Source organism: Robinsoniella peoriensis, assembly GCF_000797495.1.
Taxonomy (GTDB): Bacteria; Bacillota; Clostridia; order Lachnospirales; family Lachnospiraceae; genus Robinsoniella; species Robinsoniella peoriensis.
In genome coordinates this window covers 1-23,334 of sequence record NZ_JTGN01000019.1, presented here as the reverse complement: position 1 = coordinate 23,334, position 23,334 = coordinate 1, and the positions used below count along the sequence as shown (strand labels likewise).

Genomic DNA, 23,334 nt, shown 5'->3' with positions numbered 1-23,334 from the left:
ATACGGCAGAGGGATAGAGATGGTGAATAAGATGGAGAATATTGCAATCAGTTTAAGAAATGTGTGCAGAGATTTTGGTGAGGAGAAAGTATTAAAGAATATTACGCATGATTTTGCATGTGGAATGGTGCACGGTATTGTAGGGATGAATGGATCCGGAAAAACGGTGCTGTTAAAATGTATCTGCGGATTTTTATTTCCAACTAAAGGACGGATTTATGTAGAGGGAAAACTGGTAGGAAGGGATATCGATTTCCCGGAATCTTTAGGAATGATTATCGAAAGTCCGGGATTTCTTCCGAATCTTTCCGGGTTTAAGAACTTAAAATTACTGGCATCGTTAAGAGGGGAAATTGATGATGAAACAATCCGGAGTGCAATCCGGCGCGTAGGGCTGGATGCAGAGTCAAAGAAGCATGTGGGAAAATATTCTATGGGAATGCGGGAACGGCTGGGGATTGCCCAGGCGATCATGGAAGACCCAGATATCTTAATCTTAGATGAGCCCTTTAACGGTTTGGACAAGCGGGGAGTGCAGGAAGTGTACGATCTGATGTTGGAATTAAATGACCAGGGAAAGACGATTTTCCTGGTCAGCCATAATGCCGCCGATATTGAGATGCTGTGTGATACGGTATGCGAGATGGATGCGGGGGAATTGAAAGTTTTAGTATCCTGAGTGATTATAAATGAGGGAAAGGGCTGCCGCCCCGGCTGAATATGAGCCGGGGCGGTTCTCGTACTGTGCAAAACCCTTACTTTGAAGATTTTCCGGAAAAAACTTATACCCGCATTCTTTTAGTTTTTTTCTAAGAATTGTCACATCCATATTGACATTGACGGTATAGCTGGTTGATGCCATTTTCAGTAAAAAGCCTGTGTCATAGGCCATGTCGGTATATCTATTGGTTGAAAATTACTCATTATTTTTCCTTCCTAAGTACAGCCTGTTTTTCTTTACCGAATCTAAGCATATCTATAAATTAGAATAAAAGCAATAAACGCTCCGTAGAGTTTACGGACGTCTGAAAACTTTATTTAATTTTTTTCATCTAATAAAAATATAAACAAAAATTCAAATAATAAATTATATATAATAAACAAAAAAATATTAAATAAACCATTTCTATTGACAAAAATGCCAGAGAAGAGTAATATTCTACTCATCACCTGTAATACAACTGACATATAACAACATACAAAATAGTGAAGGAGGAAATGGAATGGTTTATGACAATAAGTTGATTGAAGAGCTTCAGACGAAAGCAAAGCAAATCAGAAAAGATGTGGTCGTTAGCATCGGTGTAGGGGTTGCCGGTCATATCGGAGGATCTAATTCTTCTGCTGACATCGTAACTGCTTTATATTTTTACAAGATGAAACATGATCCCGTGAATCCGAAAATGGAGGACAGAGACCGGTTTTTATTAAGTAAGGGACATGTGGCAATCCTGCAGTATGCAGCTTTATCAGAAGCCGGTTATTTCCCGGTGGCAGATTTGAAGACCACCAAAGAAATCGGTTCTTACCTGCAGGGGCATCCGGATGTATTGAAAACACCTGGGATTGAAGCCGGGACCGGTTCACTGGGACAGGGGCTGTCAATTGGTCTTGGAATGGCACTGGGGATGAAACTGGACGGGATCGGCCGGAAAGTATATGTGCTCTGCGGAGACGGTGAAATGGCAGAAGGCCAGATATGGGAAGCGGCTATGGCTGCAAGTGCATATAAGGCAGATAATCTCGTAGCCATTCTGGATAGAAACGGGCTGCAGGCAAACGGTAAAATTGTGGATCGGATGAATTCGAATCCCATAATTGAGAAATGGGAAGGCTTTGGGTGGAATGTCATTGAAATAGATGGACACAACATGCAGGAAATCTTAAGTGCGCTGGATGAAGCAGATACGGTTAAAGGAAAACCGACCATGATTGTTGCAAATACTGTAAAAGGCAAGGGCGTAAGCTTCGCAGAAAATGTAGTGGGATTTCATAATGGAATGCTGACAGAAGAAAATTATAAACAGGCTATTGCAGAATTATCTTAAAGGAGGCTGAGAGAATGAGTTATACAAATCAGAGAATCGCTTACGGCAGAACACTGGTGGAGTTAGGAAAAGAAAACAAAAATATTGTAGTGCTGGATGCTGATCTTGGAGGTTCTACAATGGGTAAGCTGTTCGAAGAAGCGTATCCCGACAGGCATTTTGAAATGGGTATTGCAGAGGCGAACATGACATCGGTTGCGGCAGGGCTTGCACAAACCGGAAAAATCCCATTTACAAATTCTTTTGCCGTATTTTCTGGAGGAAGGGCATTTGATCAGATCCGCCAGACGATCGCAATTGGAAAATTAAATGTTAAAATATGTGGTTCTTCTTCGGGAATGTCTGATTTTGGTGATGGGGCGACCCACCAGTGTGTGGAAGATATGGCAATCTTCCGGGCTGTCCCCAACATGACGGTAATTTGTCCGGCAGATGCCAATGAAACCGTGGAAGCAGTAAAGGCAATTACAGAATACAATGGTCCCTGTTATATCCGGTTGAATCGAAATGATTATGAAAATGTAACGCCGGAAGGCAAAAAATTTGAGATCGGGATGCCGTCAGTTTTAAAAGAAGGAAAAGATATCGTTGTATTTGCTGCCGGAATTATGGTGGGGCTTGCATTAAAAGCAGCAGAAGAATTGGAAGGAAAAGTGTCTGTAAAGGTAGTCAATGTCAGCACTATAAAACCATTGAATCAGGAGGCTGTTATCCAGCTTGTAAAAGATGCAAAAGCAGTCGTGACAGCAGAAGAACATAATGTAGCCGGAGGGATGGGATCTGCTATTGCAGAGGCAATCTGCAAAGAATGCAAACCCATTGAGTTTGTAGGAATTCATGACACATTCGGCTGCAGCGCACATAACTATGCGGATGTGCTGCACTACCACGGACTGACGAAAGAGCGTATTGTGGAAGCTATCGAAAAGATGGATAACTTTAACTGATTAGAATAATCACAAATCAAAAACATTTTAGAAAATGGAGGTAATGAAAATGAAAGTAGGCTTTATCGGACTGGGAATCATGGGGAAACCAATGGTTAGAAACCTGCTAAAAGCGGGATATGAGGTTGTGGCATTTGACGTAATGGAGGCAAATGTTGAGGAAGCGGCAGCGGATGGGGCAGTTCCCGCACAATCTTCCAAAGCAGTTGCACAACAGTGTAAAACCATTATTACCATGCTGCCTAATTCACCACATGTAAAAGCGGCTGTTATGGGAGAAAACGGAGTTCTGGAAGGTGCACAGGAAGGAAGCATATTAATTGACATGAGTTCGATAGCACCGCTTGCATCCCAGGAGATTTCCAGGGCATGTGCCGGAAAGGGAGTAAAAATGATTGATGCACCGGTATCCGGCGGCGAGCCAAAAGCAATTGACGGAACCATGTCAATTATGGTTGGCGGAGATAAAAAGGTCTTCGACCAGGTGTATGATCTGCTAATGGTGATGGGGGGCAGTGCGGTACACTGTGGTGACATCGGTGCAGGAAATACAACGAAATTAGCCAATCAGGTTATTGTGGCATTGAATATTGCTGCTGTATCGGAAGCATTTATGTTATCCACAAAAGCAGGAGTGGATCCGGTGAGGGTATTTGACGCAATTAAAGGCGGGCTGGCAGGCTCCACAGTTATGAATGCTAAGATACCAATGATTACAGCAGGCAACTTTAATCCGGGATTTAAAATTGATTTACATATTAAGGATCTGAATAATGCTTTGGAAACAGGCCATGGAGTCGGCGCACCGCTTCCGATGACCGCATTGGCCATGGAAATGCTGCAGACGCTACGTGCTGACGGATGCGGGCAGCAAGATCACAGTGCAATTGCAAAGTATTATGAAAAAATTACAGGTGTAGAAATCCGCGGATAATCTGAATCTGTTCGGACCGGGGTGTGTCAGAAAGTAAATTTCAAACAAGCTCGAATTCCGGCAGATATCATCTACTAGGGGGGTCTTTATGGACGTTGGTACTTTATTAATTATTAATCTGGTCATTTCGATTGCAATTATTTTGTTTTTAATTATGGTTTTGAAAATCAACCCAAGTATTGCAATGATTATTGCCTGCTTATATATGGGGATTGCATCAAAATTGGGTGTCATGGGTACAATTACGCAGATTTCAGACGGCTTCGGCAGCATGATGTCCAGTATGGGACTGCCTATCGGATTTGGTGTTATTTTAGGCCAGTTGCTGTCAGACAGCGGCGGGGCGAGCGTAATTGCAGAAACGCTTGTCAGAAAATTCCCTGCTAAAAAAGCTTTATATGCCATTGCATTTACGGGCTTTGTATTATCCATACCGGTTTATTTTGATGTTACCTTTGTGATTCTGATTCCAATCGGAATTGCTATTACAAGGCAGATCAACAAACCGATGGCATATACAACGGGGGCACTTACGATTGGTGCAACCACTGCCCATTGTATCGTTCCGCCAACCCCGAATCCATTGGCAGCACCGGATATCTTCGGGTTTGACCTGGGCATCATGCTGATCTTCGGATTGATTTTCGGTATTATTACGGTAACGGTTAGTGTATTTTTGTATACCAAAATTCATGACAGGCATTTCTGGAATGAGGAAAAGGATGTAAATCATTCTTCAAATGTTGTGAAAGAATTAGAAGAACAGGGTAAAGTGATCAAGGAGAACAGACCAAGCTTTTTCATCTCGCTGCTGCCAATTGTAGTTCCTATTATCTGCATTTTATGCGGAACCGTGGGAACGGCAATATTTGGAGAAGAGAATCAGCCAATAATCAGCCAGTTCCTGGGCAATAAATTAACGGCTCTTCTATTAGGCGCACTGGCATCTTATTTATTAGGTTATAAATATATTGGTAAGAAAAATATTGAAAACTCTGCCGGAGAAGCATTAAAGGCTGCCGGAGTAGTTCTTCTGATTACCGGAGCCGGCGGTTCTTTCGGTGCAGTGATCAAAGCAACCGATATTGGTACAATTTTAGTTGACAAGCTGGGACTGGATACTAGTTCTGCCATTGTGGTATTGTTCCTGGCATTCTTCATCGGATTTATCTTCCGTGTAGCTCAGGGTTCCGGTACGGTAGCAGGACTAACCTCTATGACGATTATGGCAACCCTGGCACCAACGGTGGGCATACATCCGGTTTATATTGCCATGGCATGTCTGGCAGGCGGAAATAGTGTGGGGCATGTAAATGACAGTGGATTCTGGGTGGCAACGAATTTGTCGGGATTAACGGTGACCGGCGGTTTGAAAACTTATACACTGGGGTCTTTTATATCAGCAATCTGTATCTTTATATTAGCAATTATCGGGGCATTGGTATTCCCGGTATTCTAGAGTGTGTTTGAAAGGAGGAAGAACGTAATGAAAGCATTAAAATATATGGGACCAGGCAAATTAGAAATACAGGAAGAGCAGATGCCGGTTCCCCGGGAACAGGAAGTGCTTCTGAGAGTCAGGGCATGTGGTATCTGCGGAAGTGATGTGCACGGATATCTGGGTTTGACGGGAAGAAGGATTGCACCAATGACGATGGGGCATGAGTTCGCGGCTGAGGTAGTGAAGCCGGGGGCAGGTGCCACAAAGTTTAAAGAGGGTGACAGAGTAATCGTTCAGCCGATTCACTTCTGCGGTACCTGTGAAAACTGTAAAAGAGGACTGACAAATATGTGCCTGAATAAAAGATTCTTTGGTGTACTGACGGTAAACGGGGCGATGGCTGAATATGCAGCAGTACCCGAAAAACTTCTGTATAAGTTACCGGATAATACGGATTATGAAATCGGTGCTTTGGCAGAGCCTTATGCGGTTGCATACGGAGCGGTGAAGAAGGCAGGAAATTTAGAAGGCCAGAATGTGCTGATTATTGGAGCCGGTGCCATTGGGCTTTGCATTTTGCAGATTGTAAAATTACAGAATCCGGGCAGGATCATAGTTTCGGATTTAAGTGATACAAGACTTGCTGCGGCAAGAGCCTTTGGAGCGGATGAGGTAATTAATCCTAAGGATGAAGATTATATGGAAGCTGTTTCCAGATATACGGATGGGAGGATGATTGATACTTCCATTGAGGCAGTGGGCGTTCAGGCTGCAGCCAACCAGTCCATTAAGTGCCTGAAAATCGGCGGACAGGCAATCTGGGTGGGAATGTCCCAAAAGGAAATGGAAATTAATATGCAGGATATCGTATGCTCTGCCCGCAGAGTGATTGGCTCCTTTAACTATACCCATGAAGAATTTGGAGAAGTAGTGGATTTAATTGGAAGCGGCAGATTGAATGCAGCAAAGCTGATAACGAAAACAATTTCTCTGGAGGAAGTAAAAGATGCTATGGATGATTTGCATATGAACCCGGATGATTATATAAAAGTCATGATTGATCCCAGTATAAAAAGAGGTAAAAGAAAATGAGATTTGGTTGTTGTCTAAATATGATAGCGGAGGGTGCAGACGGAACGGGCATCGAATTCCTGGAACAATTAGTATCTTGCGGATATGATTATGCAGAATTACCCCTTGCGCAGATGATGGATTTGAGTGAGGATGAATTCGGGAAATTAAAGCATTGTGTAGACACCTCCGGTGTAAATTGTGAGGTTTGCAATAATTTTTTCCCAACCGGTTACCGGCTTACAGGTCCGGATGCAGATATGGAAGCCAATTTGAATTATGCTGCAGAGGCATTAGAGCGGGCACACCGGTTAGGTGTGAAGTATGTAGTGTTCGGCAGCGGGCCTGCAAAAAATGTACCGGACGGATTCCCCCTGGAACAGGGATACCAACAGGTAGTTTCTTTATTGCAGCAGGTAAATGACATTGCACATAACTTGGATATTACAATCGTGATTGAACCCCTTCGCAGACAGGAGTGTAACCTAATCAATACTTTTGAAGAAGGATGCCGGCTGGCAAGGGCTGTGGATAGAGAGAATGTTAAGGTACTGGTTGATTTTTATCATTTGACGGAAGAAAAAGAACCGGTTGAACACCTGTTGAAAGAAGGAAAAGAGTATTTGCGACACGTTCATTTTGCAAGACCGGATGGGCGTGTATACCCGGAGTCCATAGAGGAAGAAACTTATCAGCCCTTTATAGATGCACTGAAAGCTGTATCCTATGACGGACGCGTCAGCTGTGAGGCATATACCCATGATTATGGGGTAAGTGCTCCAAAAGCACTTGCGTTTTTTAAGAAATATTTCAGATGATGAATCTAGTGTCGCCCGGCGGCACCAGTACTCCATCCGGACAGTAACAATAGTGACAGCACTGCCTATTTTGCCAACTGCTGCGTTGTCGTCAGTCAGCGGAGGAATCACTCCGCTTCCATCCTTCGCCTTGCAGATGGCAGGAATGAATTCAAAACACGCTCTAGGCCGCAGTGGTTTGCAGCAGTGGCGGCAATTCGGCAGTGGGGAAATTGGAAAAATAGAGTGCCCCTACAGATCAGGCGGAAAAGATTATATTTATATGGATATTCATAAGAAAAAGCCTTACAAAAACAGTTGCAATCATGCTAAAAAGAAGGTATGATGATTGTATCTGTATGACAACGTACAGGCAGAAAGATGGAGGCACGTATGAGTATAAAACCAATCAAGCGCGTGAATGTCGGGGAGCAGGTATTTGATCAATTAAAACAGATGATTATAGATGGAGAATGGAAGCAGGGGGATAAGCTTCCTTCGGAGAATGCTTTGGCGGATATGCTGGGTGTCAGCAGGATCACTGTCCGCCAGGCACTGCAGAAGTTAGGGACGCTGGGACTGATTGAAACCCGCCTGGGCGAAGGGTCTTTTGTGAAAGTGATTGATATTAGTGAGAATATGCAGGCATTAGTGCCGGCAGTGTATTTAAGCGGGCAGGAAACAGAACAGGTATTTGAATTCCGCCAGATCATCGATGTGGAGTCGGTAAGGCTTGCAGTCCGCAGAGGTACCCAGGAGGATATTGAAGAATTAAAGAAAATTCATAAGAAAATGCTCCAGAAAAAGGATGAGTCCGATTCCTTAGGATTTGCGGTAATGGATACCGAGTTTCATTTTAAAATCAGCCAGATGACAAGAAATCCTCTGATTATAAAGACAAATGAAATATTAAGGGAAGTCATCAATTCTTACGTGACGACCATTATCGAAAAAATGGGCTGGGATCTTGCCCTGAAATATCATGGAAAAATAATTGATGCAATCATAGCAAAAGATGAAAAGGGTGCTGTGGAGGTAATGAGGGAACATCTTGAGAATAATGTGAAATATATTGAAGAGATAAAGTGTGAAAGTTCCATTCGAACTACTTATTAATGCATATCTCAGGCGGAACCTGCGATATGCAGGAGGTATAAAAGGAAGGCAGGTAAGCTGCGTCTGCAGGTGGAGGGATGATTGTATGAAAGTGGTAGTTGCTATTGATTCTTTGAAAGGAAGCCTGAGTTCCATGGAAGCAGGCGGTGGCATACGCGCAGGAATAAAACGGGTTTATCCGGATGCAGAGGTCATTGTAAAACCACTGGCTGATGGTGGTGAGGGCACCGTTGAAGCTTTCGTGGAAGGATGCGGAGGGACCTATATCAGCCGTTATGTCTGCGGTCCGATGAGAGAACCGGTAAATGCCGCATATGGATTCATACCGGATAAAAAACAGGCGGTCATAGAAATCGCAGCGGCAGCCGGAATTACTCTTGTAAAAGCAGGAGATAAAAAACCGTTATCAGCAACGACTTTTGGTGTGGGAGAATTGATCCTGGATGCAATAAACAGAGGTTGCCGCAATTTTATGATAGGAATTGGCGGAAGTGCTACTAATGACGTCGGCATCGGGATGCTCACTGCGTTAGGGTACCGGTTTCTGGACAAAGAAGGAAATCCGGTGGGTATCTCCGCAGACAGCTTAAAGCTGGTCGCATCCATCAAAACGGATGCCGTAAATCCCGTGATCAGGGAGTGTACTTTCCGGATAGCGTGTGATGTTAATAATCCACTGTGTGGTACAAACGGAGCAACCTGGATCTATGGTCCCCAAAAGGGTGTAACGGATGAGATGAAAGAGGCGCTGGACAGGGATCTGCAGCATTTTGCAGATGTCACTGCCCACACTTTTGGACATGATTATTCCGGATATCAGGGTGCAGGTGCAGCAGGCGGGCTTGGATTTGCATTTTTAAGCTTTCTTAACGGAACGCTTTCGCCCGGAATTGATCTGGTGATGAAAGCGGTTGATCTGGAAGAAGAGATAGCTGACGCAGATTTTGTGATTACAGGAGAAGGACGGCTTGATTTACAGACTGCCATGGGAAAAGCACCGGTGGGCGTAGCAGGTCTTGCCAAAAAACATGGAATTAAAGTGATCGCCTTTGCCGGCAGTGTCTCCAAAGATGCAGTGAAATGCAATGAAAAAGGGATAGATGCATACTTTCCCATCTTACAGGAGATAACAACATTAGAGCAGGCAATGGACAGCCGGGTGGCGCTTACCAATATTACAAATGCGGCGGAGCAGGTATTCCGGTTGATAAAAAGCCTTGATTAAATTAAGGAGAGCTGTCAGCAATGCAATTCCTTTTCGGGAAAATAGCAATATCTTGTCATAGTGACAAGATATTGCTATTTTTTTGCAGCTATGACAAGATAATAGATAAAACAGCAAAATCGTTCCTTATGCAGCAATATGCTGAGGTTGCGCTGCTCACGGAATTTACAGTGTCTTTAGAAGAAATTCTAACCTTAAACGATACAAAGGAATTAACGTTTTATTTGGAAATGCAGCTGATTACCATGCAGGAGGGAATCCTGAAATTTAACCGGACCAATAATCACTATATTGTGGAATAGGCGATGATGTATATCTCAGAAAATTACAGCCATAACATTACACTGGATGATATGGCGGCATATCTGCGCATCTCTCCGCATCTCTCCATTTTATCTGAGCCGGGTGTTCAAAAAAAACACCGGGAAAAACTTTACGGATGTACTTGCAGAAAGGAGGATTGAAGCGGCAAAGCGTCTGCTTCATCAGAAAAAAAGCATCAAAGAAGTCACTTATGAGACCGGATTTAACAGCCAGAACTATTTTTCCAAAATATTTAAAAAATATGTAGGGTGCAGTCCCAGGGAGTATCGTGGGGATAACAATCCCCGGTGATCTTTATAGGGATTCTTTGTACTGAACAGGGGTCATCCCTTTCACGGATTTAAACATCTTATGAAAATATGCATTATCGTAGATCCCTGTCTTATCACTGATGGATTCGCAGCTCAAATCCGTATTCTGCAGCAGATAACAGGCATATTCAATGCGCTTCATGTTGATATACTTAACAGGAGTCACACCGACATTTTTCTGAAACAGTTTCGTAAGATAAGTATGACTGATATGAAGATTGTCTGCTATGTCACGAATCTGAATCTGACCGGTAAAATTTTCATCGATGTAAGTTAGTGCTTTTACAATAAGCGCAGGTGTATTTTTTGTGGGAATACCGGTCATTAAATCCAACAAATACATGATAAAAGTGTAAATTTTAGATGATAATTCATATTTATTTATAGTAACCGGGGGACTTAAATATTCTAAAATATCAAGAAGCTGCTGACCGGCTTTTTCAGTGGATACATTTTTGAAAACATATTGATTATTGGATAGCAGATAACTGAATAATTCTTTACAGTTACTGCCCGACAGTTCAATCCACAGCAGTCCCAGGGAAGAATGGCTGTAGTTGCTGTAGTCATGGGCCTCTCCGGGGAAAATAATAAATGCATCTCCTTTTTTCAGGAGATGTTCTTTTTTTGAGATATGAAAAATTCCGCATCCGTCGAAAACAAAATGAACCGTATAATAAGGGTAATTATTGTCACGGATAATTTCAAAATCTTCATCAAAATAACTGCATCCGGCACGGATTACGTGAAATAAAAAGTTATCGTTTGCTGGTGGCGAAGATAAACGGTAGTTGAAATGCAGTACGTTTTTTATTCTTTCATCAATTGTCATATAATAACCTCTAAATTGTCAATAGTAAAATGCAAACCCACATATGGAAACATCGAATATGAGTATATCTCCATTATAAATCATGGTATAAAATTGTCAATTGAAGTTTATAATTAGTTTTAAAATATACAATAAAATGTACTGTTTTCTTCATTGCTGTAAGAGGGGGTAAATTGTACAATAAGGCTATCATAAGGTACTGAAGGAGGATAATTATGACATCCAGAGAAAGAGTCAGGGCGGCAATTGCCCACCAGAAGCCGGACCGGACACCGGCGGCATTTGAAGCTGTAGATTCCGTAGTGGAAAAATTAATGGTGCACTATCAATTTACGGATTACAGCCAGTTATTAGATAAGTTTAAAATCGATGTAGTACCGGTTTCGCCAAAATACATCGGACCAAAATGCAAGGAGTATGTAAACGAAAAAGGGCAGAAAGTCACCACCAGCTATTGGGGATACGAAACTACCATCCATAAAACAGCTATTGATGAGTACGGTATGACATCCTATTTTCCGTTAAATGATGTTACAACCATAGAAGAAGTGGATGCGTATCCATTCCCTGATCCGGATTGGTTTGATTATAGCGTTATCAAAGAAGAATGCGATAAATATCCGGATAAGGCTATTATTGTAGGACATGAAGGACCTTTCCAGATAGTAACATTTCTGATTGATATGGATCGTTTTTTTGTAATGATGATTGAAGAACCGGAAGTGGCACAGCGTATATTAGACCGCATGGTAGCTTTTGAACTGGAATATTATGAAAGAATTTTTAAGGCTGGAGAGGGCAGAATTGACATTTTAAGGCCCCACGATGATTATGGTACCCAGATTTCCCTCTTATTCAGTGTGGACATGTGGAGAGATTTCTTCAAAGAAAATACGAAAAAGCTCACCGCACTGGCACATAAATACAACGCGTTTTACCAACAGCATTCCTGCGGCGCCGTGCGCCCTATTATACCGGAACTGATTGAGTGCAATGTGGATGTACTGGAGCCGATCCAAAAAGTTGCGGGTTTGGAACCGGAGAGCCTCCAGGAAGAGTTTGGCGGAAAAATCACATTTCACGGCGGAATCGACACGCAGGGAATACTCCCTTATGGGACACCTCAGGAAGTTGCAGAAGAGACAAGGCGTTTTATTAAAACATTGAATCGGGATGGCGGTTACATATTAATGGCAAGCCAGGCTTTTGAAGGAGATGTGCCGATTGAGAATATTGAGGCGCTGTATGAGGTAGAACGGCAGATACCCCGTTAAGCCTGCAAGCTGTAAGGACGAAACGGAATTAGCGGTGAGGCCGGCCGCCAGTTTGGCCGGGGCTTGCCGTTGCCCGTCAAAACAACCCCTCTCCTAAATATTTGTCATGTGGCACTATTAAGCACTTTTCGATAGATTTCCAATAACTATCGTAAAGGTTTTTCTGTGCAGTTCCATAACTTTCTTTAGTATCAAATTCCCAATAAAGCATGTACTTAACGCTTTTTACAATGCGCGTAATTTTGGGAGGGGGAAGCCCCTCTTTAATTTGTTTTAAGTCTATATGATACTCCCTTTTGACAAATCGAAGTAAAAGCAGTCCTACTTGCTTTTCTAAAAAACTCTTAACCTCAAGCATGAGTGCTTCAAACTCGTCCACCTTTTGCGGCTTGACCTGATAAATACATATTTCGGTAAATGGCATATTAAATTCCTCCTTCACAGTTCAATTTTATATTTTTAAAACTATATTTTGTTATGACTGATATAATTATCATTATTCCACAAATAAATAATACAGGTAAGTAGAAATTACCGCTAAAGGTTTCCAGTATATTTCCGCATATAATTTGTCCAATTGGTGTACTGCATTGTGCCCCGGCAATCATGATTGACATGACTCTGCCCAACATTTCATTTGGTGTTTGCTTTTGAACCTTACTAACTACAAAGATAGAAAGTATTTGTATCATAGCGGATAGCGGAACTGCCCCTAACATAAAAATTGAAAATGCAGGTAAATATCCAAATTTCAAGACCGATGGTAAAATTGATACTGCTATAGGAAGGAACATTACGCTCATAACCAGCACCCAGCGATACACTCTATTAAAATGCAATTTTCTCGCAAAAATACCAACCGTCAATGCACCAACGACTGTTGCAAAATTGATCAGACCCATGCCTAGACCATACATTGTTTCTGTACTTCCCATAACCAGACGAAGAATTGTGGGAGTTGCAATTACTAAAAGTGGTGTCACTATAAGATTTAGTGCCATTGCAAATAGGACGGATTTATAGATATAAGGTTCTTTTACTACATATATAAAGCCACTTTTTAAGTCAGATATAGTCGTATGTATGATATGTCCTTTTTCCCTGGTTTTGCTAAAGGGAATATCAATAAAAATTTCCATAATTGCAGATAGTATAAATAATATACTACATACTAATATGAGAATATTAAAATCTATAGCGCTATATAAAAGACTACCTATAATTGGAGCAGAAACCATTGCCAATGATTGAACAGCCATTACAATCCCATTGCTGCTTTCAATCTTTTTTTCTTCAACCAGTAACGGTACACTGGCTGAAACAGTTGGATTGTACATTGCGCTGATTGCGGAAAGCAGTATCATTATGATACCAATTACTACAATAGAAGTATTTCCAGTTAAAAGTAAAAGAAATAAACAAAATACAATCGTACCACTACAAAAATCATAGATTACCATTAAATTTTTACGATTAAACCGATCCGCTATGGCCCCACCAAACGGACCTAATAAGAGTGGGATATTAGAAATAGCAAATAAAGTCGCAAACACATCTGCACGACCTGTTTTATCTAAAACAAACAACGATAACGCGAATCGTAATAGTGAAGAACCTAGTATTGATATGATCTGCCCTAAGACCATTAGTTTAAAGTTTTTTAACGGTGGAATATTTCTTTTTTCCACAGAATTGCATTGTATATTATCATTAATTGTATTATTCACATTCTCCTCCTTTATATCATAATTCCTGTTTGAATAGTTCTTTGGCTTTATTTATTCCATCACTATCAATAATTGGTATCTCCATTTTCTTTAAAAGAAAAAATAAAAAGTCTAATCTGCTGCATACTTCAGAATAACTACGAGTGAATAATGTCGGGTTGAGTAAAACGTCGACAGCAAAAATAAGAATTTCAGCCAATTCTTGCGGATATTCGCATTCATATTCATGGTTTTCAACGCCTTGCTCTATTATTTTACAAAAATATGGAGCAGCCACATTGTTAAGGTATTGTACTTCTTCTAATAGAGCAAACGGTATTTTTTCACTCCAATAGCAATCTACCATTTGTTTATGTGTATAATCCTCCGCGCTATGAGTAATAAGTTTCATCAATTTTTCTTTTGATGTAAGAGTAGTATCTGCAACAAGATTTTCTAAGAAACTATTCATATGTGAATAGAATCCTTCTGTTACACTTCTTAAGATATCTTCCTTACTCTTAAAGTGATGATACATTGCGCCTCTGGACAGACCAGATAGATCTATAATATCTTGTGTAGAAGTCGCATCATATCCTTTTGCTGAAAACAAAGAAAATGCTGATTGAATTATTTTTTCTTTACTATTTTTACTTTTTTCTTCCCTATTCATATTAATCCTCCAATAAACAGACTGTCTGTTTGTTTTATTATAGGGTTTCATTTTTGATTTGTCAAGGTAATAAATAATAAATAGCAAAAAGGGGCTTGCTGCATAAGCACGGACATTACCAACGGACATTATCAATACACAAGTAATTCACAATTTAGAAACATTTCTCAAACAAATCACAAACAAAATTCATTTATAATCAATCCTATCATACAACAAATATACTTTATTTTAAAACGGGGTATCACCAATGAAGAAAATGAGAGAAACAGAACTGCTGCAAAAAGTAAAAAGAATCTGTAATCCAAGACGTTCTCTGCAGATTACCGGAGCATCCTGTATTGGAAATATTCTTGTGGGGGCCGGGAAGCTGATTATGGGAATACTCTCATTTTCTGTATTTACCTGTGTCAGTGCATTTTATACTTTTGGTATGGTTCTGGCTAAGCTTTTTGCGTTATCCGGGATCTCAAAAGGGAAAAGCCGGGAACTACAGTGCCGCTATTATATGCTTTCCGGAGAAGTTCTCATTATAGCCAGTGCGTTATATATTGCTTACTCTGCAAGGCTTTTCTTCTATCCAGAGGTCAGTTCGTACCATCCCTATGTGGGAATTACCATTGCAGCTTTTACATTTACGGAGTTAACGCTGAATATCCGGGGAGTTATCTTAGAACGCCATAATCATACTCTTTTAATCCATGCAATTAAAATGATTAATCTGGCATCTTCTCTGATCTGCCTGGTTCTGACCCAGACGGCACTGCTGTCATTTACCCATGAGCGTGAAATCGGCTACGATCCATCCCTGTCCAATGGATTAATGGGTGTGTTGATGGGAAGTGCAGCCACGCTGCTGGGAGTGATCATGGTGATCCGGGTAAACCGGATAAAAAAAGAATGCAGCAAATAGATTATATGTTAAAATAATGAGAAGTTCTTTGAGTGCGTTGGTTTCTGAAAGAAAAAAGGAGGTACGGAATGATTCGTATATTAGTAGTGGAAGATGATGAGCGGTTAAATAAAATTGTCTGTACATATTTAAATGACAGCGGATTTCAGGCTAAGGGCTGTATGTGTGCGGCGGAGGCATATGATGAGATGTATCAATCAATCTGCAGTATGATTATTTCTGATATTATGATGCCGGAAATCGATGGTTTTGAGTTTGCCCGGACGGTGCGTCAGGTGAATAGCTCTATTCCCATCCTGTTTATGTCGGCTAAAGATGATCTGCCATCCAAACAGAAAGGGTTCCGGCTGGGGATTGATGATTATATGGTGAAACCCATTGAACTTGATGAACTGCTGCTTCGGGTCAGGGCATTGCTGCGCCGCGCCAATATTGAAACGGAAAGAAAGCTTGCAGCAGGTAATCTGGTGATGGATTCGGATGCTATGACTGCGATTGTCAATGATGTGGAAATCCCAATTACCACAAGAGAGTTCCATATCCTGTATAAGCTGCTTTCTTATCCAAAAAAAACTTTTACCCGTGCACAGCTGATGGATGAATTTTGGGGTGTTGATTGTGATACCAGCCTTCGGGCTGTGGATGTCTATGTGACAAAACTAAGAGATAAATTTTCGGGATGTGATGGATTTCAAATTGTGACTGTACGCGGAATCGGATATAAGGCGGTGTTATTATGAGCGAAAAAGAATATGCCGATCCCCGCGTAAAAGTCAAGCATTTCCCTATCCGCATATTTGTGGTTACGTTTTTTGTACTGGCTTTCCTGACTACCACGCAGAATAAAATTTTAGGAGCATACATTGATGTTGCATCCATTCCCAAAGGATATATTTTTGGAATGACTGCGTACTGGCTTCTGGTTTCGGCAGCATTTACTATACTTATACGCTGGCAGATAGTCCGGCATTATGATAAACCTTTAAAGCAGTTTGTAAAAGCGACGAAGGATGTTGCCAACGGTGATTTTTCAGTTTATGTTAGACCCATTCACACAGCAGATAAGGCGGACTATCTGGATGTCATGATTGCAGATTTTAACAAAATGGTGGCGGAGCTTGGAAGTATTGAAACGTTAAAAACAGATTTTCTCTCAAACGTGTCCCATGAGATCAAAACTCCTTTGGCTGTGATCCAAAATTATGCCGAACTTTTGGGGAAATCAAATCTGTCAAAGGAGAAAGTTCAGGAATATGCAGATAACATATTACAGTCTTCCAGACGGCTGTCCCAACTGATTACAGATATTTTAAAGCTGAGCAAACTGGAAAAGCAGACGATTCACCCGGCAGCAAGTGAGTATGACTTATGCAGTCAGCTTTGTGAATGTGTGCTTCATTTCGAAACACTGTGGGATCAAAAAGAAATTGAGTTTTCAGCAGAGATGGAAGATGAGGCGATTATTCTTGCAGATGAAAATCTTATGGAACTGGTGTGGAACAATCTGATATCCAACGCCATTAAGTTTACGAAACCCGGTGGTACCGTAACTTTAAAGCAGAGTTCCACGGAAAAAGAAATCATTGTTCAGATATCGGACAATGGTTGCGGCATGAGTGAAGAAACATTAAATCACATTTTTGATAAATTCTATCAGGGGGATACCTCCCACGCAACGGAAGGGAACGGACTGGGATTGGCAATAGCGTTACGTGTATTGCAGTTAATGGAGTATACAATTTTGGCAGAAAGTGTAATGGGTCAGGGCACCACCTTTACGGTGCGGATCCCGATTACGGAGGCAGGTGAGTAGAGAATGAGTGGTATTGTGAAAGAAGGAAAGGATTTTGTGGGATATGAATATAAGGAAGTAGAGATTGAGGAAGAACAGTTATCCCGTTATCTGGATGGTTACAAAAATTTTGGATGGATATCAGATGAAAATGTAGAGACGGTAAAGAAGAATTCAAAAGTTATTCTCCGTTTAAAAAGGGACCGTAAAATATTAAACAGAGCAGAGCTGACCCGTCTGCAGCGGCACTTCGAAGCATGTATGGATGAAATTAATGCCGCTAAGAAGTCAGAGACAGCCATGCCAACAATAATGGCGATAACGATTGGCATTTTGGGTACAGTATGTATGGCAGGTTCTGTATTTGCCGTGACAAATGAACCCCCCATTATCTGGCTCTGCATTTTACTTGCTTTCCCGGCATTTGCAGGCTGGATACTGCCGTATTTTGTTTTCCGAAGCTTAAGGATGAGCCGCAGAAAGAAAGTAAATTTGTTGATGGAAGACAAATATGATGAGATATATGAAATATGTGAAAAAGGAAACAGTCTATTATAAAAGCAATGTTATTGAAAGATTAAAAGGAGGGTAAAAAAGTATTTGCGGTACGGATGTGGCAGTTTACCAACATGGACCCGGCACAGGGCATAAAATTAACGTTGGTGAGGAACTGCCGGAAGCGATAGAAAAAGCCGCTGATGTTGAACGGGCATTAAATGTAGTAATTCATTATGAACAATAAGAATATTATTTGGGGAGTACTCCGCAACGTGTGGGAGTTGCGGAGTATAAATTGAAAAATTAAATACAATTATATTATAACTATTAATTTTAAATGTAGTTGTGAAATGTATTGAAATACCGGTTTTATGTTATGAAATATTAATTTCATATTTTTTCGGTTATTTCCTGGGTTTACGGGGTTTGTAATGGTAGTAAATTTTACCAATCGTGCATGGATGTTTCTAATTCGGGTAAGAATGTGAGATTTACAGATCATTTCAGATAATCCATATTTTGAACGTATGCCAGGTGTGTCAAAATGAAATAGCCCAGACGTGGGATCTGGGCTATGAATCATATGTGTCGAATTAAGAAGTTAACACGTTCTATAGTATATAATTCCGAGCGGAATATGTCAATTCGTTTTACGACACGATTCGAGTCGATTTGCGAAAAAATGATTCAATTTACTTCTTTTAAGAGATTTTCCATCTGTTTAATTTCTTCTTTTTGAGCGGTGATTATATTTTGAGCCAGTGAGATTACCTGTTCTTCATCTGTATATTTTAAAATAGATTCTGCCATATCAACTGCCATCTGGTGGTGCATGATCATGCCTTCAGCAAAAGCGGCTTCTACATTATTAGCAGTAGAGTGATTCATTTGGTGGGAAGAAAACATCTTTTTATACTCTTCCAGATAGGCATTTTCCTGATCCTGATCCTGTCTGCCGGCAGCTTTTAATTCCTTAGCGAGTGTTTGCATTTGATCAATTTCCTGTTTCTGGACGTCAATTATATCGTTTGCAAGTTTTTTCAATTCTTCGTTGGCACCGCCGTATTTCAGGTAGCTTTGCGACATGGAAATAGCTGCTTCATGATGGGGAAGCATTCCGTTTAAAAAATCAATAGCAGCATAGCCTGTTTTGTCAATCTCCTCCATGTCCTCCATCATATCTTCCATATCATCGTCCTGCTCATCCAAATAGGAAGCCAGATTTTTATCTCCATGGTTGTTCGTATTATCATGAATCATACCGCTGTGGTCAGCAGCATTGCTGTTAGTATTGCTGTTTGCGTGGTCAGCACCGCTGCTGTTGGTAGTAACCTGGGTGGTGTTTGTATCTGTGTTTGGCATAGGAGCAGTTTTATTTCTTCCGGCAAAAAACAGCCAGATCAGAAGAACCACTAAAAGAGCAGCTATGATTCCCATCGTCCAGTAAAATCCTTTTTTATTCATAAAGACCTCCATTCAGCCGTTCAGGCAGTAAGTTAGATTTAGTTATAGCTTTTTCAGGATAGGGGAAATTATACAGTAAATATTGTTTTTCTAAAACTTTGGAGGTAAAATGACCGTAATAATTGGATTTTTCAAGAAAAGTGGGATATAAAACGAGAAAAAGGGTAAACGGTATATACGGTTTACCCTTTTTGCAGATTATTTAGTTCTTAAGTATTTAATCAAAGCCAATATGGCAAGAACATATAATATTAATTTTAAGACATTGAAAAGGATACTTAAAAACATACCGAACTGCCCCATAAAAGCTGCTAACATGCAACATACCTCCTTTCACATAAACATAATTATTATTGCAAAGCGAACAAACCGATCAGTAGTGCTGAAATCGAATATTACCGTTTTATAGAAAAATGTACTTGGGATATTCACTATAATGTATATAATCATCATAAAATGATTTATTATAAATATCTGTCAGAAGTTTCGCATCTTCTTTTTTGGCATTTCTATATTCAAGTTTCATATTTGCTCCTTCATAGATATCACAAATACTGCGTAGAACCTGTTTGTAAATTCATTTCCACAAGCTGCCTGTGATGATTACAACGCTTATATTCACACTTTGATTATTAATTAGTTTCATTGTAACACATGGGAGTATAATAATATAGATTAGGATGTTTTTACAGCAAATATCTTACTGTAAATTTGCGGCTTATTTGCCTTGCCTTTGAAAAAGAAAATATAGAAGATAAGGAAAAATAAGAATATTCATAATAGAAAAATAAGAATATTAATAATAGAAATATAAAGGATAGTTGTGTTAGTATATTTCTATTATAGAATAAGGAGGAGAAAATGGAGAATAAGAGTCAAAGGAAATTAACATGGATCTTGTTTATAATCTATGTTTTTGTATTAGTATGGATTATATTATTAAAAATGCAGTTTACACTAAAAGGCTTACCACATCTAAGAGGAGTAAATCTAATTCCTTTTGCCGGATCTGTAATAATTAATGGGAAAATGGATTTTGATGAAATAATTAACAATGTACTTATTTTTATCCCTTTTGGATTGTATATCTGTATGCTAAAAAGTAACTGGTCATTTTTGAAAAAAATCGTACCGATTGCACTTACAAGTTTAGCGCTGGAAATACTACAATTTATATTCGCAGTTGGAGCAACTGATATAACGGATTTAATTGGAAATACCCTTGGAGGTGTAATTGGTTGTTTGATCTATATAGTTTTTTATAAGCTGTTAAAGGATAAAACCAACAAAGTATTAAATATATTAGCCTGCATTGGGACAATTGGGGTTATTGCATTTTTGGGACTTCTCATTATTGTAAATTTATAGCAAATATTGTTTGGGGCATAAAAAGGATCAGCGGGACGATTGATCCTTTTTTATGCAAGTTTCCTTTATCTTTTCTAATAAAGTAGCAGCGACACTTATTACTGTGTATCCTCTTTCCCTGACCCAAATGAAACAGCACACCATGCGATCCCCGCTATAATCAACACGGCTAAAAACAAAAGTTTACTCTGGGGATCAATACCATCCTTCTTGCTTTCAACAGTAGGCGGCAGATCGGCATCTTGATGACTTTGCGTGCTCTCGCTTGGCGGAGTATCCGATTCTTGCGGAGTACCTGATGAACTAGGGGTAGCCGAAACTTCTGCGGATGCCTGATTGCTGTCTTTTTTTAACAGGTATGCGTAACCCAGGTGATGTTCTCCATAATCATACCGGATGACGCCGACGGCATTGGAAGGTGGATTATTCGGAAGCCCTTTGATTAAGATACGTTTAATTCCTTTAAAGTCAGTAGTATCTGCAGGTACGGATACTATGCTGTTACCGGCAAGTTCCAGTTGTGACGGTTCGTAAGTATTTCCATTTATGGTAACGGGTTCTTTAAAGAGATTGGATGTATTGTCGTATTTGGAAATATCCAGGTTCTTGAAGTTTTGAAAGCCGCTTTGCAGCTGAGCCTTGCTATCAAGATAATATTGGGAAGGTGTGCCCCGTAAGATGACACTTATCAGTCTACGGCCGTCCTGTTCCGCGTAAGTGACCAGGGTATTTCCCGCAGGGGTGGTGTATCCGGTCTTGCCTCCGATGGCAAATGGACAGTAGAATTCGCTGTTTTCATCGGAGGTGCTGACCAGTTTATGTTCCATATATATCGTGATCCCATTGGGATTATTAAGAGTCGGACTGATATCATGAGACAGGGAAGAATCAATTTCCAGAAGCTTTGGATTGGAAAATGCCGCCTGAGCGATGCGCGCCATTTCATATGCGGTGACAACCTGTGTATCATCATTTAAACCGGATGGATTTGCAAAGTGGCTCTTGGTGCATCCGAGTGCTGCTATTTTATCGTTCATCATCTGTACGAACGCCTCACGGCTTCCGGCAACATGCTCTGCTAAAGCATTTGCCACCTGATTGCAGGAGTGCAGGAGCAGGGAATAAAGGCAGTCCTCTACGGTTAACTGATCACCTGCAGCAACATTGAGCTTGTTCCCGCTGCCTTCTTCCACGTTATTTACCGCATCCTCAGAGAAAGTCACAATGTCTTCTAAATTACTGTTTTCTATAACGATCAGGGCAGTCAGAAGCTTCGTGATACTTGCAGGAGGATAGGGTGTATCAATATTCTGACCCAAAAGAACTGCACCGGAATCCATATCAACTACTACGCCAGCTTCCGCCTGAATCCAGACATCAGAAGGCCAATCCGGCATTGCATATACCGTTAGGAGTATGGCGGGACATATGAACATGGAAATTAAAATAGCGATGGATATACGTTTCATGGACATCTCCTTATCAGGTCTTATTTTTTAAGTGACCGGAATGGCGGACAGATAAAAAGCGGTACAATCTGCCGGCTCTTTAATATACTATTACAAAGATGTCTCAAATAGAAGGCTTAAATTAAAGTCATTAGCAGTCATTAGCAGTTGACTGTTATTGCGTAAGGAGAACGTGGATTACCTTTCTGATATCATCATTGATACAAATTGACTGGCTTTCGATTTCAAAAGGGCAGTGCTCTAGTCCAGGATTGATACAGGCAACGTTTTAAACCGCTGGCACTCTAACGAACCACAATAATCCCTAAGAAACAGTTACGCATCATTTGAATTGCGTAGCTGTTTTTTTGTTGCTTTTTTGTCAATTTACGCTCAATCTGCGCTCAATGTGTTTCAGCCCTCTTTCTCTTAAACTAATCGTGCAAGGCAACGGTACCATCATATCCGTTTTGCAGGCTGCACCCTCTATCCGCAAGGTTATCCTGCCATTGTCAGCCTGATTTCCAGCTTCATGGGAACCAATCTTCTTGCAGACATCGGTAACGGCACCATGAATTTGCTGTATATCAACAACAAAAAGCCGATGGAAAACAAGTGCTGGACAGAAAAACAGGGTGTAAACAAGTGCATGATTGCCACCCGCAATGCCGTGCTGGACGAGGGCACTGAAAAACATATGTTTTTAAATCCTTCCTTATTAATAAAACACAAAATCCACCAGACTCAAATTTTTCTGGTGGATTTTTGTGCATTTTCTATGGATGATTCCTTTTTCTGAACTAGGGATTCCTTTATTTTTCCCCCATCACTTTCATGATTCGTTTGAGGTTCACTGCAAATATTGCCATCGCTCCCTGCATTTCCATGCCAATAAGACCTGATGATGACGCAACGTCATAACCATGTCTATGTTTTAACTCGCTGTTTTTTGCTTCTATCTTATAACGCTCTTTTACTTTTTCTTTAAAATATTCCGTTTCCTGAAATTGTGCCTGTTCGCTATGGGTATCACTGATGACCGTCTCTGTATATGTCTTTTTTTTCGCTCCCTCTTTGTAGCATCCTTCTCTATAAAGGCATTTTTTACATTTTTTTATATCAAAAGTATAGGTTATCCGCGCATTCCTGCCC

The 23,334-nt window shown here is 40.5% G+C and carries 28 protein-coding genes; 19 read left to right on the top strand and 9 right to left on the bottom strand.

The window, feature by feature from the left end; all coding sequences use genetic code 11:
* Positions 1-19 precede the first annotated feature (19 nt).
* The 12 genes from QR40_RS26365 to QR40_RS26305 all read left to right on the top strand — a co-directional run bounded on the left by QR40_RS26365 (position 20) and on the right by QR40_RS26305 (position 10,194).
* A complete protein-coding gene (locus tag QR40_RS26365) occupies positions 20-679 on the top strand; it encodes an ABC transporter ATP-binding protein (RefSeq protein ID WP_377145011.1) in 660 nt (219 codons plus the stop codon).
* A gap of 544 nt (positions 680-1,223) precedes the next feature.
* Positions 1,224-2,048, top strand: a complete 825-nt coding sequence (locus tag QR40_RS26355) for a transketolase (RefSeq protein WP_027292294.1) — start codon at positions 1,224-1,226, stop codon at positions 2,046-2,048.
* A gap of 14 nt (positions 2,049-2,062) precedes the next feature.
* On the top strand, positions 2,063-2,995 hold the full coding sequence (locus QR40_RS26350) for a transketolase family protein (protein WP_044297533.1): 933 nt from the start codon (positions 2,063-2,065) through the stop codon (positions 2,993-2,995).
* A 49-nt stretch (positions 2,996-3,044) separates the two neighbouring features.
* Positions 3,045-3,929, top strand: a complete 885-nt coding sequence (gene garR / locus QR40_RS26345) for a 2-hydroxy-3-oxopropionate reductase (RefSeq protein WP_044297532.1) — start codon at positions 3,045-3,047, stop codon at positions 3,927-3,929.
* A gap of 88 nt (positions 3,930-4,017) precedes the next feature.
* Positions 4,018-5,388: a GntP family permease gene (locus QR40_RS26340; protein WP_044297531.1), complete on the top strand. Its 1,371-nt coding sequence runs from the start codon at positions 4,018-4,020 to the stop codon at positions 5,386-5,388.
* A 27-nt stretch (positions 5,389-5,415) separates the two neighbouring features.
* The gene (locus tag QR40_RS26335; RefSeq protein WP_044297530.1) at positions 5,416-6,462 is read left to right on the top strand and encodes a zinc-dependent alcohol dehydrogenase; all 1,047 of its coding nucleotides are present in this window, start codon (positions 5,416-5,418) and stop codon (positions 6,460-6,462) included.
* Entirely contained in the window at positions 6,459-7,259 is an 801-nt protein-coding gene (locus tag QR40_RS26330) for a sugar phosphate isomerase/epimerase family protein (RefSeq protein WP_044297529.1), read from the top strand. Before QR40_RS26335 ends, QR40_RS26330 begins: the two co-directional genes overlap by 4 nt.
* A 136-nt stretch (positions 7,260-7,395) precedes the next feature.
* Positions 7,396-7,584 (top strand): hypothetical protein, encoded by a 189-nt coding sequence (locus QR40_RS26325; protein ID WP_044297528.1) that lies wholly within the window; start codon positions 7,396-7,398, stop codon positions 7,582-7,584.
* A gap of 47 nt (positions 7,585-7,631) precedes the next feature.
* On the top strand, positions 7,632-8,354 hold the full coding sequence (locus QR40_RS26320) for a FadR/GntR family transcriptional regulator (protein WP_044297527.1): 723 nt from the start codon (positions 7,632-7,634) through the stop codon (positions 8,352-8,354).
* Positions 8,355-8,439: 85 nt separating this feature from the next.
* The gene (locus QR40_RS26315; RefSeq protein ID WP_044297526.1) at positions 8,440-9,579 is read left to right on the top strand and encodes a glycerate kinase family protein; all 1,140 of its coding nucleotides are present in this window, start codon (positions 8,440-8,442) and stop codon (positions 9,577-9,579) included.
* A gap of 128 nt (positions 9,580-9,707) precedes the next feature.
* Positions 9,708-9,881 (top strand): hypothetical protein, encoded by a 174-nt coding sequence (locus QR40_RS31970; protein ID WP_160295877.1) that lies wholly within the window; start codon positions 9,708-9,710, stop codon positions 9,879-9,881.
* Positions 9,882-9,927: 46 nt separating this feature from the next.
* The gene (locus QR40_RS26305) at positions 9,928-10,194 is read left to right on the top strand and encodes a helix-turn-helix domain-containing protein (RefSeq protein ID WP_044297524.1); all 267 of its coding nucleotides are present in this window, start codon (positions 9,928-9,930) and stop codon (positions 10,192-10,194) included.
* A gap of 3 nt (positions 10,195-10,197) precedes the next feature.
* Here QR40_RS26305 and QR40_RS26300 read toward each other — a convergent pair whose 3' ends face one another.
* On the bottom strand, positions 10,198-11,046 hold the full coding sequence (locus QR40_RS26300) for an AraC family transcriptional regulator (RefSeq protein WP_044297523.1): 849 nt from the start codon (positions 11,044-11,046) through the stop codon (positions 10,198-10,200).
* A gap of 215 nt (positions 11,047-11,261) precedes the next feature.
* Between QR40_RS26300 and QR40_RS26295 the strand changes: the two genes are divergently transcribed.
* Positions 11,262-12,320 carry a uroporphyrinogen decarboxylase family protein gene (locus tag QR40_RS26295; RefSeq protein ID WP_044297522.1) on the top strand — a complete coding sequence of 353 codons (1,059 nt, stop codon included), beginning with the start codon at positions 11,262-11,264 and terminating at the stop codon, positions 12,318-12,320.
* A 76-nt stretch (positions 12,321-12,396) separates the two neighbouring features.
* Here QR40_RS26295 and QR40_RS26290 read toward each other — a convergent pair whose 3' ends face one another.
* Genes QR40_RS26290 through QR40_RS26280 form a run of 3 tightly spaced genes read right to left on the bottom strand, consistent with a single transcriptional unit; the run spans position 12,397 to position 14,699 of the window.
* Positions 12,397-12,744, bottom strand: coding sequence for a hypothetical protein (locus QR40_RS26290; protein ID WP_027292284.1), 348 nt, complete (start codon positions 12,742-12,744; stop codon positions 12,397-12,399).
* 1 nt (position 12,745) lies between these two features.
* Complete coding sequence (locus QR40_RS26285) at positions 12,746-14,047, bottom strand: MFS transporter (RefSeq protein WP_242858587.1); 1,302 nt, start codon at positions 14,045-14,047, stop codon at positions 12,746-12,748.
* A gap of 16 nt (positions 14,048-14,063) precedes the next feature.
* Positions 14,064-14,699, bottom strand: a complete 636-nt coding sequence (locus QR40_RS26280; protein WP_027292282.1) for a TetR/AcrR family transcriptional regulator — start codon at positions 14,697-14,699, stop codon at positions 14,064-14,066.
* A 250-nt stretch (positions 14,700-14,949) separates the two neighbouring features.
* On the opposite strand from QR40_RS26280, the gene QR40_RS26275 reads away from it, so the two are divergent.
* The 5 genes from QR40_RS26275 to QR40_RS32745 all read left to right on the top strand — a co-directional run bounded on the left by QR40_RS26275 (position 14,950) and on the right by QR40_RS32745 (position 18,146).
* A complete protein-coding gene (locus tag QR40_RS26275) occupies positions 14,950-15,612 on the top strand; it encodes a hypothetical protein (RefSeq protein ID WP_044297521.1) in 663 nt (220 codons plus the stop codon).
* 68 nt (positions 15,613-15,680) lie between these two features.
* Positions 15,681-16,352 carry a response regulator transcription factor gene (locus QR40_RS26270; RefSeq protein ID WP_027292280.1) on the top strand — a complete coding sequence of 224 codons (672 nt, stop codon included), beginning with the start codon at positions 15,681-15,683 and terminating at the stop codon, positions 16,350-16,352.
* Positions 16,349-17,425: a HAMP domain-containing sensor histidine kinase gene (locus tag QR40_RS26265; protein WP_044297520.1), complete on the top strand. Its 1,077-nt coding sequence runs from the start codon at positions 16,349-16,351 to the stop codon at positions 17,423-17,425. Before QR40_RS26270 ends, QR40_RS26265 begins: the two co-directional genes overlap by 4 nt.
* Before the next feature lie 3 nt (positions 17,426-17,428).
* On the top strand, positions 17,429-17,962 hold the full coding sequence (locus QR40_RS26260) for a hypothetical protein (RefSeq protein ID WP_044297519.1): 534 nt from the start codon (positions 17,429-17,431) through the stop codon (positions 17,960-17,962).
* A gap of 55 nt (positions 17,963-18,017) precedes the next feature.
* Positions 18,018-18,146, top strand: coding sequence for a hypothetical protein (locus QR40_RS32745; RefSeq protein WP_276325469.1), 129 nt, complete (start codon positions 18,018-18,020; stop codon positions 18,144-18,146).
* A gap of 443 nt (positions 18,147-18,589) precedes the next feature.
* On the opposite strand, the gene QR40_RS26255 is transcribed toward QR40_RS32745, so the two are convergent.
* Both QR40_RS26255 and QR40_RS32740 read right to left on the bottom strand, forming a co-directional pair.
* On the bottom strand, positions 18,590-19,366 hold the full coding sequence (locus tag QR40_RS26255) for a DUF305 domain-containing protein (RefSeq protein ID WP_044297518.1): 777 nt from the start codon (positions 19,364-19,366) through the stop codon (positions 18,590-18,592).
* 403 nt (positions 19,367-19,769) lie between these two features.
* Entirely contained in the window at positions 19,770-19,892 is a 123-nt protein-coding gene (locus QR40_RS32740; RefSeq protein ID WP_276325468.1) for a hypothetical protein, read from the bottom strand.
* Between the two features lie 335 nt (positions 19,893-20,227).
* Here QR40_RS32740 and QR40_RS26250 point away from each other — a divergent pair, with 335 nt between their 5' ends.
* Positions 20,228-20,734 carry a VanZ family protein gene (locus tag QR40_RS26250; protein WP_027292275.1) on the top strand — a complete coding sequence of 169 codons (507 nt, stop codon included), beginning with the start codon at positions 20,228-20,230 and terminating at the stop codon, positions 20,732-20,734.
* A gap of 98 nt (positions 20,735-20,832) precedes the next feature.
* Here the strand turns inward: QR40_RS26250 and QR40_RS26245 are convergent, their stop codons facing one another.
* The 3 genes from QR40_RS26245 to QR40_RS26235 all read right to left on the bottom strand — a co-directional run.
* Entirely contained in the window at positions 20,833-22,203 is a 1,371-nt protein-coding gene (locus QR40_RS26245; protein ID WP_052431067.1) for a D-alanyl-D-alanine carboxypeptidase family protein, read from the bottom strand.
* A gap of 361 nt (positions 22,204-22,564) precedes the next feature.
* Positions 22,565-22,879: a hypothetical protein gene (locus tag QR40_RS33990; RefSeq protein ID WP_200889772.1), complete on the bottom strand. Its 315-nt coding sequence runs from the start codon at positions 22,877-22,879 to the stop codon at positions 22,565-22,567.
* Positions 22,880-22,994: 115 nt separating this feature from the next.
* A partial coding sequence (locus QR40_RS26235; RefSeq protein WP_044297516.1) for a transposase occupies positions 22,995-23,334 on the bottom strand: 340 nt, incomplete at its 5' end.